General features: G+C 66.2%; 13 protein-coding genes. 10 read left to right on the top strand and 3 right to left on the bottom strand.

Features of this window, described 5'->3' with window-relative positions; all coding sequences use genetic code 11:
* Positions 1-241 precede the first annotated feature (241 nt).
* Together AC1DQQ_RS09645 and AC1DQQ_RS09650 are read right to left on the bottom strand one after the other, a co-directional pair.
* A complete protein-coding gene (locus tag AC1DQQ_RS09645; RefSeq protein WP_478045023.1) occupies positions 242-1,567 on the bottom strand; it encodes a sigma-54-dependent transcriptional regulator in 1,326 nt (441 codons plus the stop codon).
* Positions 1,564-3,348: a sensor histidine kinase gene (locus tag AC1DQQ_RS09650; RefSeq protein WP_478045024.1), complete on the bottom strand. Its 1,785-nt coding sequence runs from the start codon at positions 3,346-3,348 to the stop codon at positions 1,564-1,566. The genes AC1DQQ_RS09645 and AC1DQQ_RS09650 overlap by 4 nt, the downstream gene beginning before the upstream one ends.
* Before the next feature lie 197 nt (positions 3,349-3,545).
* Here AC1DQQ_RS09650 and AC1DQQ_RS09655 point away from each other — a divergent pair, with 197 nt between their 5' ends.
* From AC1DQQ_RS09655 to AC1DQQ_RS09665, 3 genes are read left to right on the top strand one after another with little or no spacing between them, the layout of a single operon-like run.
* Positions 3,546-4,886: a dicarboxylate/amino acid:cation symporter gene (locus AC1DQQ_RS09655; RefSeq protein WP_478045025.1), complete on the top strand. Its 1,341-nt coding sequence runs from the start codon at positions 3,546-3,548 to the stop codon at positions 4,884-4,886.
* A gap of 33 nt (positions 4,887-4,919) precedes the next feature.
* Positions 4,920-8,093: a TonB-dependent receptor domain-containing protein gene (locus AC1DQQ_RS09660; RefSeq protein WP_478045026.1), complete on the top strand. Its 3,174-nt coding sequence runs from the start codon at positions 4,920-4,922 to the stop codon at positions 8,091-8,093.
* Between the two features lie 2 nt (positions 8,094-8,095).
* Positions 8,096-9,016, top strand: a complete 921-nt coding sequence (locus AC1DQQ_RS09665) for a PEP-CTERM sorting domain-containing protein (protein ID WP_478045027.1) — start codon at positions 8,096-8,098, stop codon at positions 9,014-9,016.
* 51 nt (positions 9,017-9,067) lie between these two features.
* Here the strand turns inward: AC1DQQ_RS09665 and AC1DQQ_RS09670 are convergent, their stop codons facing one another.
* Positions 9,068-9,340, bottom strand: coding sequence for a hypothetical protein (locus AC1DQQ_RS09670; RefSeq protein ID WP_478030880.1), 273 nt, complete (start codon positions 9,338-9,340; stop codon positions 9,068-9,070).
* A gap of 155 nt (positions 9,341-9,495) precedes the next feature.
* On the opposite strand from AC1DQQ_RS09670, the gene AC1DQQ_RS09675 reads away from it, so the two are divergent.
* From AC1DQQ_RS09675 to AC1DQQ_RS09705, 7 genes are all read left to right on the top strand, one after another.
* Complete coding sequence (locus tag AC1DQQ_RS09675) at positions 9,496-10,206, top strand: response regulator (protein WP_478042576.1); 711 nt, start codon at positions 9,496-9,498, stop codon at positions 10,204-10,206.
* Positions 10,203-11,537 carry an ATP-binding protein gene (locus tag AC1DQQ_RS09680; protein ID WP_478045028.1) on the top strand — a complete coding sequence of 445 codons (1,335 nt, stop codon included), beginning with the start codon at positions 10,203-10,205 and terminating at the stop codon, positions 11,535-11,537. The genes AC1DQQ_RS09675 and AC1DQQ_RS09680 overlap by 4 nt, the downstream gene beginning before the upstream one ends.
* 47 nt (positions 11,538-11,584) lie before the next feature.
* Positions 11,585-11,740: a hypothetical protein gene (locus tag AC1DQQ_RS09685; protein WP_478042578.1), complete on the top strand. Its 156-nt coding sequence runs from the start codon at positions 11,585-11,587 to the stop codon at positions 11,738-11,740.
* A gap of 61 nt (positions 11,741-11,801) precedes the next feature.
* Positions 11,802-12,146: a hypothetical protein gene (locus tag AC1DQQ_RS09690; RefSeq protein WP_478042579.1), complete on the top strand. Its 345-nt coding sequence runs from the start codon at positions 11,802-11,804 to the stop codon at positions 12,144-12,146.
* A gap of 38 nt (positions 12,147-12,184) precedes the next feature.
* A complete protein-coding gene (locus AC1DQQ_RS09695; protein ID WP_478045029.1) occupies positions 12,185-12,895 on the top strand; it encodes a hypothetical protein in 711 nt (236 codons plus the stop codon).
* Between the two features lie 124 nt (positions 12,896-13,019).
* Entirely contained in the window at positions 13,020-13,712 is a 693-nt protein-coding gene (locus AC1DQQ_RS09700; protein ID WP_478030893.1) for a carbonic anhydrase, read from the top strand.
* The gene (locus AC1DQQ_RS09705) at positions 13,709-15,217 is read left to right on the top strand and encodes a SulP family inorganic anion transporter (protein ID WP_478045030.1); all 1,509 of its coding nucleotides are present in this window, start codon (positions 13,709-13,711) and stop codon (positions 15,215-15,217) included. The genes AC1DQQ_RS09700 and AC1DQQ_RS09705 overlap by 4 nt, the downstream gene beginning before the upstream one ends.
* Positions 15,218-15,418: the final 201 nt, after the last annotated feature.

Here is a 15,418-nt window from a genome sequence, read left to right on the forward strand (position 1 = left end):
GATATATCCGCCGAACCGGTCGAGATCTGGCCGACGAAGATCATTAACGCCGCTATCTGAAACACTCGTTCAAGTAAGCGGGCTCCGCATTCAAAGGCGCAGACGCGGAATTGCGCTAATGATCCACTCGGTGGCGCTGCGACCGGGGAACGCTGGCCAATCCGCAAGGATGGGGCCGCACCCCAGCATTTCCGGGGGGGGATGTGTCGGCGCCACCGCACTCCGACAGATCGAACCGTTGTCAGGTTCCTCGGTAATTCCCCGGCACGATCCTGTATTTCGCCATCTTGTCGTAGAGTGTCTTGCGCGGCAGGCCGAGCGCGCTCAGCACCGGCTGGATCCGTCCCCGGCTGACTTCCAGCGCGGCACGGATTTCGCTCGCCTCATAGTCGGCAACTCGCTCCGACAGCGACCGTTCGACGGCGCGACCCGGCAGATCGTCGGGCGCGATGCCCATCACCGTCTCGACCGCGAAATTGCGCAGCTCGCGGACATTGCCGGGCCAGTCGTGGTGACGCAGCCGCCCACGCGTTGCGGCATCCATCCGCCAGTCGGACTGACCGAACTGCTCGCCCGCTTCGTGCGCGAACAAGGCGAACAGCGTCAGCACGTCCTCCCCGCGTTCGCGTAACGGCGGTACGCGGATGCGCGCGGTGCTCAACCGATAGAGCAGATCGGCGCGGAATTGTCCGGCCCGCACTGCTTCGGCCAGATCGATCTTGCTGGTCGCGACGACGCGCAAATCGACCGGTTCGGGCCGCTCGGCGCCGATCGGATGGACCTCGCGTTCCTCCAGCACGCGGAGCAGCCGCGCCTGCATCGCCATCGGCATGCTGTCGATCTCGTCGAGTAGCAAGGTGCCGCCGCTCGACGCCGCGATCTGGCCGACGCGCGACAGCCGGGTGTGCGGCACGCTGTCCGAGGCATGGCCGAACAACTCGATCTCGGCGAGGCCTTCGGGCAACGCGCCGCAATTGACCGCCATCAGCGGGCGCGCACGCCGCCGTCCCCAACGGTGCAGCAAGGTGGCGACCAGTTCCTTGCCGGTCCCGGTCTCGCCTTCGACCAGCACGTCGATATCGGCCTCGGCGAGTTGACGGACGATGTGGCGCAGGCGCTGCATCGGCGGGCTGTCGCCGATCAGCGGATCGTCGGCGGGCTGCTCGGCCAGCAAGCGCAATCGGCGATTGTCCATCACCAGCGCGCGATGGTCGAGCGAGCGGCGGACCGCGGCGACCAGATGGTCGGTCGCGAACGGTTTGGTCAGGAAATCGGCCGCGCCATCGCGCATCGCTCCCACCGCCATCGCGATATCGCCGTGACCGGTGATCAGGATGACCGGGATCTCGCGGTCGATCGCTGCCACCGCCGCCAGGAATTCGAGCCCGTCCATATGCGGCATGCGGATGTCGCTGACGATCGCGCCGGGAAAGTCGCGAGTGATCGCCGCGACGGCGTGATCGGCGCGCGCGAAGGGCTTTACTTCTATCCCGGCAAGTTCGAGCGCCTGTCCCGTCGCCAGCCGCAATGCGTCGTCATCCTCGACGAAGATCACCGGGCCGGTCATGCGGTCTTCAATCGCGCGACGAAAGTGGCGCCCGCCGGACCGGGGCTGTGCGTGATGTCGCCGCCGAATTCGCGCGCGATGTCGCGGGCGATCGCCAGCCCGAGTCCAAGCCCTTCGGGTTTGGCCGACGCGAACGGCGTGAACAGGCTCGCCGCGATCGCCGGGTCCAGCCCCGGACCGTTGTCGGCGACGGTCAGCTCGACCGCCTCCTCCACCGGCGCCGCAGTCAGCATTACGCGGCCATCGGCACGCCCGTCGACCGCCTCGATCGCGTTCTGGACGAGATTGATGACGACCTGTTCGAGCCGCGTGCGATCGCCGACCAGCGGCGTGGCGAGCAGCCGGTCACCGATCTCGACCCGTACCACACCGCGCGCACGCTCACCGAGCAGGAGCAGCACGCCGTCGAGCACCGAGCCCAGCGCCGCGGTTCCGCTGGCGCCGGCCCGGCGCCGCGCAAAGGCACGCAATTCGCCGGTGATCGTGCCGATCCGCGCGGTCAGGTCGACGATCCGCACCAGATTCTCACGCGCCTTGCCGGGGGCATTGCGGTCGATGAACGTCGTGCCGTTCTCGGCAAAGGTGCGGATCGCCGCGACCGGCTGGTTGATCTCATGCGCGACCCCGGCGGTGATCTGGCCGAGCGAGGCGAGCCGGTTGGCCTGAGCGAGTTCCTCGCGCGATTCGCGATAGCGCCGGTCGGCCTCGATCCGTTCCTCGGACTCGACCACCAGCCGCGCATTGGCGTCGCTCAATTCGGCGGTGCGGCGCTTCACTTCTTCCTCGAGCGCCGCGCGCGCCGCCGCCTGCAACCGTCGCGTCTCGGCCGATCGGATCAGCAAGCCGGCGCCGACCGCGACCACCAGCAGCAGCCCCAGCCCGAGCAACAAAGCCTGGCTGCGCGCCGCCGCCAGCGGCGGATCGAGCGGCGACAAATGGTACAACCGCCCGCCACCGAGCGGCGCGGGTTCGGTCGCGACGCGATAGCGGGTCTTGCCGCCCACCAGCGCACCGGCACCGTCGAACGCAACAGGCGCGGGTGCCGGTGGAGCATTGCCGAATTGCAGCGTGCGCCTGAGGTCGGCGATCGTTGCCGCGTCGATCGGCCGGATCGCATGGAAGCGCCAGTCGGGCACCCCCGTCACCAGGATGACGCCATGCGCATCGACGACGAAGCTCATGCCCGTGTTGCGCGTCCATGCCGCCTCGACGCCGTCGAATTCGACCTTCACCACCACCACGCCGAGCGCGCGGCCATCGCGGTCGACGCGGCGGGCAAGATACAGGCCGGGGCGGCCGCTGACCGTTCCCAAGGCGAAGAATTCGGACGCCCCGTTTGCCATCGCGTCGCGGAAATAGGGCCGGAAGCCGTAATTCTGGCCGACAAAGCTGGCGGGGCTGTTCCAGTTGCTCGCCGCACGCGTCGTGCCCGCGGCGTCGACGACATAGATCGCCGCCGCGTCGGTGCGCTGCGCGAGCTGTTCGAGCGTGCGGTCGAGCCGTGCCTGCGCGGCGCCGCTTCTGTCGCCCAGTGTCGCCGCCATGTCGGGATATTCGACCAGCACCAGCGGCAGCAGACGGAATTTTTGAAGCTCGCTCGACAGCAAGGCGACATGGGTGCGTGCGGTCTGGCGCGCGGTGGCGTCGGCCACCGCCTCCGCCTGCGCCAGCGACCAGCGCGCGCCCACCCAGACCAACAGCGCGGCCAGCGCCAGCAGCACGAGCCCGATCAGCCAGACCCGGCGCCAAGCCGCGCGGACCGAAGGGGCGAAAATCCGCACTATCCCGCCGATAGTGTGCGGGAATCCACACATTTTGTCTGCGAGCGTCGACTGGAATAATCGATAATTTCCATGTTTCTCAGTCTATTAGATCGAAGCGACAAGCCGCTGGCCCGCCTCTCTCCTTGCTGCAAGAATGCACGACCAAGGCCCGGTGACAAGAGCCGCGCGGCTTGCCGCCGCCACAGAGAGGAAGAATGATCGCCCAACCCGTCGAGGCTCCCGCCGCCCCCGCGCGCACGCCTTTCTATCGCCATCTCTATGCGCAGGTGCTCGCCGCGATCGTGCTCGGCGCGCTGCTCGGCCATCTCTGGCCGACCGCGGGCGAAGCGCTCAAGCCGCTCGGCGACGGGTTCATCAAATTGGTCAAGATGATCATCGCGCCGGTCATCTTCCTGACCGTGGTCGGCGGCATCGCCGGGATGCGCGAGCTCGGCTCGGTCGGCCGCGTCGCGATCAAGGCGTTCGGTTATTTCCTGGTCTTCTCGACGCTGGCGCTGATCATCGGCCTGGTCGTCGCCAATGTCGTCCAGCCCGGCGCGGGGATGAACGTCGACCCCGCGACGCTCGATATGAAGGCGGTCGCCGGCTATGCCCACGACGCGCACGAGACCAGCGTCACCGGCTTCCTGATGGCGATCATCCCGACCACGATGGTCTCGGCACTGACCGAAGGGTCGATCCTCCAGACCTTGTTCGTCGCGATCCTGTTCGGCATTTCGCTGTCGCTGGTCGGCCGCCCCGCCGAGCCCGTGCTCGAACTGGTCGAGCGGCTCGGCCTCGTCGTGTTCAAGCTCACCAGCATCCTGATGAAAGCCGCCCCGATCGGCGCGTTCGGCGCGATCGCCTTCACCATCGGCAAATATGGCGTCGGCAGCCTGGTCAATCTCGGCGCCTTGGTCGCGACCTTCTATCTAACGTCGTTGCTGTTCGTGCTGGTCGTGCTCGGCGCGGTCGCGCGCGTGCACGGTTTCTCGATCCTCAAGCTGCTGGCCTATCTCAAAGCCGAATTGCTGCTCGTGCTCGGCACCTCGTCGTCCGAAGCTGCGCTCCCCAATCTCATCGCCAAATTGGAAGCGGCGGGCTGCGATCGCGGCGTGGTCGGACTGGTCGTGCCGACCGGCTATTCGTTCAACCTCGACGGCACCAACATCTACATGACGCTGGCCGCGCTGTTCATCGCACAGGCGACGGGCGTTCACCTATCGCTCGGCGACCAGTTGCTGCTGATGGCCGTCGCGATGCTGAGCTCGAAGGGCGCGGCCGGGGTCACCGGCGCCGGCTTCGTCACGCTGGCTGCGACTTTGTCGATCGTGCCGTCGGTGCCGGTCGCCGGCATGGCGCTGATCCTGGGCGTCGATCGCTTCATGAGCGAGTGCCGGAGTCTCACCAATTTCATCGGCAACGCGGTCGCCGCGATCGTCGTCGCGCGCTGGGAAGGGAAACTAGACCGCACCGCGCTCGACCGCGCACTCAACCAACGCCCACTCATCGAAGAGAATCTCGAAGCGGCCGTCGAGCCACAAATCATCGCATAATAACAATCGCATAATAAAATAAGGGAGAGTGACATGAACCGATCGATCGGGCGGCGCGCCTTGGCTGCCGGCACCGCGGTCGCGGCGCTGACTGCGGCAAGCGCGGCAGTCGCGCAGGACAAACCTGCCACGCTGCAGGATCAACCCGCACCGCAAGACCAGGCTGCACCGCAGGACAATGTCCCTGGCCTTACCGATTCACAGAGCAGCGACAGCCGGGCGAACGGCCAGTCCGGATCCGAAAAGGACATCGTCGTCGTCGGCACGCAAATCCGCGGCGCTAAGACCACCGCCGCGCTGCCCGTCACGGTGATCGGCAGCGACCAGATCGACGCGATGGGCGCGGCGTCGGGCGACGATCTGTTCCGCTCGATCCCGCAGGCTGGCGACGTCACCTTCAACGAAGGCAACAACCCGCAGACCAGCAACGCGGCGCGCGGCGACGTCAATTCGATCAACCTGCGCAACCTCGGCATCGGCTACACGCTCGTGCTGCTCAATGGCCGCCGCCTCGTCTCGCACCCGACCAGCCAGGCGGGCGAAGGCAATGTGCCGGTGCTCGGCTACAATGCCAATTCGCTTCCCGTCGCCGGACTGGAACGCGTCGAGATCCTGCGCGACGGCGCCGCAGCCATCTATGGCTCGGACGCGGTCGCCGGCGTGGTCAACACGGTGACCAAGACCGACCTCAACGGCGGCAGCTTCGATTTTCGCTATGGCGGTCCCGAAGGCGCCAGCCGCCGCGACTACGAAGTGACCGGTACGTACGGCAAGAATTTCGGCGGCGGCCGCGGCAACGTGTCGCTCTATCTCGACTATACCCGGCACACCGCACAGCTCGCTTCGGACCAGCCGTATACGGCGAGCGACAATCTGCTGTCGCTGTTCGCCAACAATCCCGATTTCGCCGGAAACCTGACCGCGGACGGCCGCGCCACGCAATCACCCTGGGCCAACCTCGCCGTGGTTGGCGGCCCGGGCACGATCCGCATGAGCCCGGGCAACAAGGCGCTGACCTCCTCGGCCGGCGCGTTCCACACCCAGTCGGTGCTCAACCCGGGCTGCGTGTTCGTGATCAGCGCCGACACCTGCCTCGGCACCGGTACCCGCGCGACCGCGACGACCTTGCGCTCGGAGCGGTTCGATACGCGGCCGGGCACCTCGGTCACGCCATCGCTCAATCGCTACAACAGCTTCCTGACCGCGCATTATGACGTGTCGGACCGCGTCACGCTCTATACCGAGCTCGGCTATTACCGCGCCGACACGCAGCGCATCCAGCCGCCGACGATCAACCTCAATGCCATCACCATCCCGGCGTCGAATTACTGGAACCCGTTCGGCCCGGTGAAATTCGCCAATGGCCAGACCAACCCCAACCGCATCCCGGGCCTGACCAACGTCCCCGCCGCCGGCCTGCCGGTGACCTTGAGCACCTATCGCTTCCTCGATGCCGGCTATCAGGTCGTCAACACGGTCAATTGGCAGGACCGTTTCCTGATCGGCGCCAAGGGCAAGATCGGCAGCTTCGATTTCGATACCGCCCTGCTCTATTCGGAGGCGCAGGCGACCGACAGTTCGAACGCGATCGACATGACCAAGCTGCAGAAGAATTTGGCGCTGTCGACGCCCGACGCCTATAACCCGTTCAGCGGCGGCTGCGCGGCATCGCCCAGCCTGGGCGATTGCTCGCCCGCCAGCCAGTCGACGATCGACCAGTTCAAGGTCAATCTGCGCCGCCAGTCCAAGACCACGCTAGGCCTCGCCGATTTCAAGCTGTCCAAACCGGACCTGATCAGCCTGCCCGCCGGCGGCCTGGGTATCGCGCTCGGGATCGAAGGCCGGCGCGAAACGCAGCGCGACGATCGCGACCCGAACCTCAACGGTACCGTGACCTTCACCGATACGGTGACCGGCGCGACCAACCTGTCGAACATCGCCGCGGTCAGTCCGACGTTCAGCACCCATGGCGAGCGTACGGTTTTTTCGGCGTTCGGCGAACTCGCCGTGCCGGTCATCTCGCCCGACATGAACGTGCCGCTGATCCGCCGCCTCGATGTCCAACTCGCCGGCCGCTACGAACATTACAGCGACTTCGGATCAGTGGCGAAGCCCAAGATCGCCGCCGCCTGGGACCTGATCGACGGCATCCGCCTGCGCGGGTCCTATTCGAAGGGCTTCCGCGCGCCGAACCTGGAGCAGACCAACGCGGTCGCTTTTTCGCGGCTCAACACCAACGGCGCCGCATCGACCGATTATTATCGCTGTGAAGCGGATGTTCGCGCCGGGCGGCTGGCGGCCAACAACTTCCCCGGCTGCTCGCGCACGATCGGCTATTCGATTTCGGTCAGCGGCAATCCCGACCTCAAGCCCGAGAACAGCACCAACTGGACCGCGGGCGTCGTGCTCGAACCCAAGTTCATCCCGAGTGAGTATGGCAAGCTGACCTTCACCGCCGATTACTGGTCGATCAAGCAGACCGGAATCGTCGGACAGTTCGGCGCGCAGAACGCGCTGGTGCTCGATTACTTGCTGCGCCTGCAAGGCTCGAGCAATCCCAATGTGATCCGCGCCGCACCGACCAGCGACGATACGCCGGTCTTCGCCGGCACCGGGCTTGCCCCGGCGGGCGCGGTGACGCTGATCAAAGACCAGTTCGTCAACCTGCTGCCGCAGACGGTGCGCGGCTACGATCTGACCATGCTCTACACGGTCAAGACCGGGTTTGGGCGCTTCAACCTCAACGTCAACGTCGCGCGGCTGACCAAGTATAGCCGTCAAACGCCGCCCGCGGTGCAGGCGCTGTTCGACGCGCGCGCCGCCGGCACCATCAATCCGGCTACCCCGCTGACCGATGCCAGCAGCCTGCTCCAGGTCAACGGCAAGCCCAAATGGCGCTGGTCGGGATCGCTGACCTGGACATTGGGCGGGGTCCAGCTCGGCGGCTATGCCAATTATATCGGCACGGTGTACGACACCAACTTCCTCGATGGCGCGGGCAACCCGTTCGTCGTGGACGGCCAGACCCAGTTCAACCTCTATGTGCAATACCGCTTCCGGAAAGGCCCGATGGACGGCACAAGCTTCAGGGTCGGCGCGCGCAACATCTTCGACAAGCAGCCGCCAGTCACTGAGTCGGGCTATCTCGGCTCGCTCTACGTGCCCTATGGACGCTATTGGTACATGCAGGTTGGGAAGAAGTTCTGACGATGAAGCGACTGATTGCCCTGTTTGGTCTGGCGCTCTCCACCGCCGCCGCGATCCCCGCGGCGGCGCAGGTGGCCCCGCCACCGCCGGCCCCGACCGTCGCAGCTCCGACGACGACGGCCGCCCGACCGCGCTCGATCCTGTTCATCGGCAACAGCTTCACCCAAGGGGCGCATTCGGCGGTCAAACGCTATCGCAACAACACCGTGATCGATCTGAACGGCGACGGCTATGGCGGCGTGCCGGCATTGTTCAAATTGTTCGCCGCCGAATCGGGGCTCAATTATACGGTGGCGCTGGAGACCGATGGCGGCAAGACGCTCGGCTTCCACTGGAACCAGCGCCGTCAGTTGGTCTCCCGGCAATGGGATGTCGTCGTCCTTCAGGAACTGAGCACGCTCGATCGCGATCGCCCGGGCGATGCGACCGATTATCGCACCTATGCCCCGCAATTCGCCGCGATGTTCGCGCGCAACAATCCGCGGGTCGACGTCTATCTGATGGCGACCTGGAGCCGCGCCGATCTGGTCTATCTGCCGGGCAGCCCCTGGTCGGGCAAGCCGATCACGGCAATGGCGCAGGATTTGCGTCGCGCGGCCGACGGGGTTCGCGCGCTGTCGCCTGCATTCCGCGGCATCCTCCCCGTCGGCGAGGCATGGAACCGCGCGATCGCGAGCGGAATCGCCGACCCCGATCCCTATAATGGCGTCGCGTTCGGCCAGGTCGATCTGTGGACCTACGACCATTACCACGCCAGTATCTTCGGCTATTATCTGGAGGCGTTGGTCGTGTTCGGCCGCGTCACCGGGGTCGACCCGACCAGGCTGGGCGCCAATGAGCGCGCCGCCGACGATCTCGGCATCGATCCCCGGGTCGCGGTCCAGCTGCAACAGGTCGCCAAGGCGCAACTCGCGCTGCCTTGAGCTGCGAAACGGGCGAGACGGCCTTTGAACTTGGCGGGTGGGGAAGCCCCGTTATTGCCCGATCGCTGGCTCTCCACCCTTCGCTGCGGCCGGCGCCTTCGCCACTTCCACAAGGCAAGCCTTCTTCGTCGGCATCGCCGTCTTGCCCGATTGGTGATGCCCAGCGGTCGGGGTGCATGCCGGACGGTCGCGCATGCGATAGGTGGCCGCGGGGGTCTTGCCGGCCGGGTGCCAGACCAGTTCGTGCGTTTCATCGAGCGATTGCGCGGCGGCGGGCAGCGGCAGGACAAGCGCGGCGGCCACGGCGATCAGGACGGATTTCACATTGGACTCCTTTTTGAAGAGCCCGCTTCCTGCCATTCGGTCCGTCGCGCCGCCTTGCCGCTCCGTAACAAATCATTGCCGGCCCGGGGCGGCAACCTTGAGGGCGGAGCGTCGCGCGACTAGGTCCAGCGCATGACACCGATAGAGGCCGTCCGATGACCGCCCCCAACATCGTCCTGGTCGAGGACGACCCGCCGCTCCGCACGCTCACTACCCGCGCGCTACAGGAGAATGGCTATAATGTCCGGCCCGCCGCGACCGCGCCCGAAATGTGGCGCGCGTTCGAACAAGGCCCGGTCGATCTCGTCCTGCTCGACATCATGCTGCCCGGCACCAGCGGCATCGATTTGTGCCGCGAGCTTCGCCGCACCAGCGACGTCCCGATCATCTTCATCTCGGCCAAGAGCAGCGAGACCGATCGCGTAGTGGGGCTCGAACTCGGTGCCGACGATTATCTCGCCAAGCCATTCGGCACGCGCGAGCTGGTCGCGCGCATACGCGCCGTGTTGCGCCGCCATGCGATCGAGCGCGGCCCCGCCGATCGCGAGAAAGGCGAGCTCAGCTTCGAGGGCTGGACGGTCAATCTGCCGCGCCGCGAATTGCTGTCGCCGACCGGCGCCGCGGTCGAACTGACCGGCGCCGAGTTCGATCTGCTCGTCGCCTTGTGCGACAACGCCCAGCGTGTGATCGCGCGCGAACGCCTGATCGAGCTGTCGCGCACCCGGCTCGGCGACAGTTCGGACCGCAGCGTCGACGTGCTGATCAGCCGGTTGCGCCGCAAATTGTCGAGCGCGGGCAAGCCCGCCCCGATCATCACCGTGCGTGGCGTCGGCTATATGCTCAACGTCGCGGTCGAGCGGCGTTGACGCGCCTGCCCCACCTCACCTTGGGGCTGATCGGCCGCGTCTTCGCGATCCTGCTGCTCGCGGTCCTCGTCGAATATGGCGCGAGCACCTTCCTGTACGAGCGCGCCAGCCAGTTCTCGGTGCGCCAGGACGAAGCGCACCGGCTCGCCGAGCATCTCGTCATCGCCAGCAAGCTGATCGAGGAAGCACCGATCGGCGAGCGCAACACGATGGCGTCCGAACTCACCACCTCGCGCTATGCGGTCGCGTGGCGCGCGGTACTGCCCAAATCGCCCGCGGTCGCACCGTCGCTCGACAAATTGACCGAGCAAGTGCTCGCCTGGGAACCCAATCTCGATGGGCGCGACCTCCGCCTCAGCCTGACCTCGCCGGGGCGCGACGGCTTCATCACCGGCGCGTTCCGGCTCGACGATGCCAGCTGGGTCACGTTTCGCACACGCCAACCGGTGCGTGCGCTCGACATGGCGGTCAGCCGCATCCTGCTCGCTTTGACCCCGGCGGTCGCCCTGATCCTGATCGGCGGATTGCTGGTGCGGCAGATGCTGCGTCCGATGCGCGATCTCGCCCGCGCCGCCGACCGCGTTGGCCATGGCGAGGTCGAAGCGGTACCCGAACGCGGTCCGAGCGAAGTGCGCGATGTGATCGTCGCGTTCAACGCGATGCAGGCGCGCATCCACACATTGATCGCCGACCGCACCCAGGCGCTCGCCGCGGTCGGCCACGATTTCCGCACCCCGCTCGCTCGCCTCCATCTGCGCGCCGACGCGATCGACGAGGAGGAGTTGCGCAACGCAATCCAGCACGACGTGGTCGAGATGGACCAGATGGTCGCGTCGTTGCTTGCCTATCTATCAGGCGAGGACGAAGCCGACGGGGAAGCGCCCAGCGCGACCGACCTCGCGGTGATGTGCGCGACTCTCGCCGATGACGCCGTCGATCGTGGCGGCAAGGCCAAATATCACGGCCCCGATCATTGCGAACTGATCGTCCGCCGCGTCGCGCTGAAGCGTGCGGTCACCAACCTGGTCGAGAATGCGCTTCATTACGGCAAGCGCGTCGATATTCGCCTCGACGCCACTCCCGATCGAGTGACGATCGCGGTCGAGGACAATGGCCCCGGTATCGCGCCGGAGGATCGTGCCCGCGCGCTCGAACCGTTCGTCCGCCTCGACGACGCGCGCGGCCGCGACACGCAGGGGTTCGGCCTCGGCCTCGCCATCGTCCAACGCGCGGTAGCAGCACATGGCGGCGAGTTCGCGCTGGGCGCTGCGCCGTCGGGCGGCCTCAGCGCGCGGATCACGCTGCCGCGAGGGGTGGCGGTCGTCGCGTAGCGCGCAGCGGACTGCCCAGTGGTCGACGAAACTGATATGAATCGACCATGGACCCCGATCCGATCAAGAAATCCGTGCTGAAGAGCACGTATATCGGGATCATCCTGGCGCCGTTCTTATCGGCGTTCATCATCGCCGCCATACTGGCAGCCGGGCCGGCCGAGGTGTTCAAGGCGCTGCGCGGCAAAAAACGGGACGGTTGAGTCCGACCGATGATATTCGTGCGATCGGCTCATTGAGCGGGGCCGACGCCAGGGAGGGCAATTGAGCGACATCGCGATCCGATTAGACGGCCTGTTGCTCGGGCTGGTCCTCGTCGCAGGCGGCGGGATATTCATCGTTGCCGCGCTCTTATCGGCGATCCGGACATTGCTGACCAAACCCGCGGACAAGCGTTCCTGGACAATCACTTCCGATAGCCTGTGGCTGGTCCTGGCGCACGCTGTCGCGCTGGTGCTGCTGGCCGCCTATACCGACAGCCAGACCAGTGCGCCGACCGGCCCGGACTGGATCGACTGGCTGGCGGTGCCGTGGCTTTGTTTCGTCCTGGCAGGGCTAGTCCTGCTCGTTCGTCGGCTACGGCGCGAAAACAAGCCGGACGTCAGCTGAATCTGTACCCACGCCGCAAAGGCGTCTACCGTCTCCGAATGGGGTTCATCACCCGCCACCGACCCTCTCGCGCCGCGATCGCCGCGCTGGCCGGTCTGTCACTCTCCGCCGTCGCGATCCCCTCTTCCGGCCTAGCCGGACAAACCGCGCCGGCGAACTCCTCGCAATTGGTCGGAACCTATGATGGCCACCAGATGGAAATGGCGGTCGGCCTCGAGCTGCGGGCGGATGGGCGGTTCTACTATGGATTGTCCTATGGCGCGCTGGATGAGAGCGCGAGCGGCACCTGGCGCGTGGAGGGCAATGTTGTCCTCCTGACGAGCGATCCAGTCACGCCGCCGAAGTTCACGCTGCTGGAGCAAAGACCCGCATCCGACGGGAAGACGCATCTCGTGCTCGATTTGCCCAAGGGCTGGACGAGGCAATATTTCGATGCCGAAATTAGGTTGGCCGACGGCCGCGTCGTCGGCGGCCAATTGTCCGACGACAGCGACGCGTTTCCGCTGGCGCCCGGCGATCGGCCGGTATCGCTGCGTCTGGCATTGGGCGTGTACGACCTCCGCAGCGACCCCTTTCATCTCGACGGCACGGCGGCCTCGCGTATCCACGTCCGGTTCGAGCCGCACGACCTCGGCAAGGTTGCGTTCGCCAAGACGCCGCTGCGGATCGATAACGGCAATTTGCTGCTCGAACGCTATGGCAGGTCAATCGTCTTCAAACGGGTGTACACGAGTACCGAAGCGAACTGACCGTCGCCTCTGCCGGCGACCGAGCCCGCCGCACCGTCGGCAACATTTCCTTACGCCCGCGCTGCACTGCGGCAAATTCAACACCCTAGCTCTTCCCGGCAACCAGCCAAGAGGAGCATCTGCCGTGAACGATCTGATCGGACGCGTTTTCGATTTCGAAAAGCGCGTTTTTCCCAGCAACGACCTCTATGCCAAGCTCGCGGTGGACGGGCAGAGCCCAAAGGCATTGATCATCTCGTGCGCCGACAGCCGCGTGGTGCCCGAGCTGATCATGCAGGCCGAGCCCGGCGACCTGTTCGTCTGCCGCAATGCGGGCAACATCGTCCCGCCGTTCGCGACACAGAATGGCGGCGTGTCGTCGACCGTCGAATATGCCGTGCTCGCGCTCGGCGTGCGCGACATCATCGTCTGCGGCCATTCCGACTGTGGCGCGATGAAGGCGCTGATGAACCCCGAATTGCTCGAGGGCATGCCTAACGTCGCCGCCTGGCTGCGCCACAGCCATGCCGCCGAAAGCGTCGTGCGCGCCGGCTATGGCCCGCTCACCAACAACGAGCGCGTTCGCGCCGCCAGCCTGGAGAATGTCGTCGTCCAGCTCGCGCACCTTCGCACGCACCCGGCAGTCGCGGCGGGGATCGCGCGTGGCGAAATCTCGCTCCACGGCTGGTTCGTCGATATCCATGAGGGCGTGATGCTCGGGCTCGACGGCGATACCGGGCGCTTCCTGCCGATCCGCGACGATCGCCCGCTTCCCGTGGCGCTGGCCGCCGCGCAGCGCCTGGCGATGGACGAGGATTTCGCGGAGGCGGCGGAATGAGCCTGGCCAAGCCGGCAAGCGGATTCCTCGTCCGCGACTTCACTGCCTCGATCGTCGTTTTCCTCGTCGCGATGCCGCTGTGCATGGGCATCGCCATCGCCTCGGGCGTGCCGCCCGAAAAAGGACTGATCACCGGCATCATCGGCGGCCTCGTCGTCGGCATGCTGGCGGGATCGCCGCTCCAGGTCAGCGGCCCTGCCGCCGGCCTGGCGGTGATCGTGTTCGAGCTTATCCGCGATCAGGGCCTGTCCGCGCTCGGTCCGATCCTGATCCTCGCCGGGCTGATCCAGGTCGTCGCGGGCATTTTCAAACTCGGCGGCTGGTTCCGCGCGATCTCGCCTGCCGTGGTCCATGGCATGCTCGCCGGAATCGGCGTGCTGATCGTGGTCGGTCAGTTCCACGTCTTGTTCGACGCCAAGCCACTGTCGAGCGGGCTCGAGAATCTCGCCGCCATGCCCGGCCGCCTGCTCGGCCTTGACCCAGCCAATGCCAAAGCCACTGAGCTCGCGCTGCTCATCGCGCTGCTGACGATCGTGGTGATGATCAGCTGGGAGAAATTGCGCCCAACCGCTTTGCGCCTCGTCCCCGGCGCGTTGCTCGGGGTGATTGCCGGCACGCTGGCTGCCTATCTGTTCGGGCTCGACGTCACCCGGGTCGACGTGCCGCAATCGATCGCCGCCGCGGTGTCGCTGCCCGACGCGTCCGTGTTCGCCACCTGGCTCAAGCCGTCGACGCTGGCCGCCGCGCTGGCCATTGCCTTCATCGCCAGCGCGGAAACGCTGCTGTCGGCAGCTGCGGTCGACAAGATGCACAACGGCGTCCGCACCGATTACAACAAGGAATTGCGCGCGCAGGGTATCGGCAACCTGCTGTGCGGGGCGGCCGGCGCCTTGCCGATGACCGGCGTCATCGTGCGCAGCTCGGCCAACGTTCAGGCAGGCGCGGTGACGCGGCTGTCGGCGATCCTGCATGGCGTCTGGATCCTGGGTTTCGTCGCCCTTCTGCCCTGGCTGCTGCGCGAGATTCCGATGGCTACGCTGGGCGCGGTGCTGGTCGTCACCGGCTGGAAACTGGTCAACGTGAAGCATGTTCGTGAGCTGTTCCGCCATCACGGCGTGCTGCCCGCGGTGATCTGGGCAGCCACCCTGGTGATCGTCGTCGCCGAGGATCTATTGACCGGCGTGCTGGTCGGCATCGCACTGTCGCTGATCGAAGTGATCCCGCACATCAAGCGCCTCAAGCTCGGCGTCGATCACCAGGAAGTGGACGAGCATGCCGCGATCAGCCTGTCGGGCACCGCGACCTTCGTCCAACTGCCGCGACTGAGCGACGCGCTCGACAAGGCGCCTGCCGACAAACCGCTGACGATCGACGTCCGCAGGCTGGCGGCGGTCGATCACAGTTGCGCGGAACTGTTCCGCGAGTGGCTGGCACGGCGCCGCGCGAGCGGGGCCAGTGTCACCCTGCTCGGCGCCGACGGACGGCTCGCTCGCCTCGCTGCGTAGGATTGCTCCAGCAATCTTTCGTTACGACCGGGACATGCGGCGCCGACCTCCCGCCGTTATCCCGGTTGTATCGGAACCGCCCACCCCAGCTTCCCTTTTGCATCGCAAGGGTGGGCGGTTCCGACCCCCAGATTGTTTGCCGGCAGTCTGAATACCCTAGTCCAGAGCCGAGCCTCCCTTTAGCATCGGCTTCCTTAGAGC

The organism is Sphingomonas sp. P4_G3 (assembly GCF_056401105.1).

Excerpts from the sequence above, each read along its gene's own strand:
- AC1DQQ_RS09645 (WP_478045023.1), bottom strand. The coding sequence starts at position 1,567 with ATGACCGGCCCGGTGATCTTCGTCGAGGATGACGACGCATTGCGGCTG.
- AC1DQQ_RS09655 (WP_478045025.1), top strand. The coding sequence starts at position 3,546 with ATGATCGCCCAACCCGTCGAGGCTCCCGCCGCCCCCGCGCGCACGCCT.
- AC1DQQ_RS09660 (WP_478045026.1), top strand. The coding sequence starts at position 4,920 with ATGAACCGATCGATCGGGCGGCGCGCCTTGGCTGCCGGCACCGCGGTC.
- AC1DQQ_RS09665 (WP_478045027.1), top strand. The coding sequence starts at position 8,096 with ATGAAGCGACTGATTGCCCTGTTTGGTCTGGCGCTCTCCACCGCCGCC.
- AC1DQQ_RS09675 (WP_478042576.1), top strand. The coding sequence starts at position 9,496 with ATGACCGCCCCCAACATCGTCCTGGTCGAGGACGACCCGCCGCTCCGC.
- AC1DQQ_RS09685 (WP_478042578.1), top strand. The coding sequence starts at position 11,585 with ATGGACCCCGATCCGATCAAGAAATCCGTGCTGAAGAGCACGTATATC.
- AC1DQQ_RS09695 (WP_478045029.1), top strand. The coding sequence starts at position 12,185 with ATGGGGTTCATCACCCGCCACCGACCCTCTCGCGCCGCGATCGCCGCG.
- AC1DQQ_RS09705 (WP_478045030.1), top strand. The coding sequence starts at position 13,709 with ATGAGCCTGGCCAAGCCGGCAAGCGGATTCCTCGTCCGCGACTTCACT.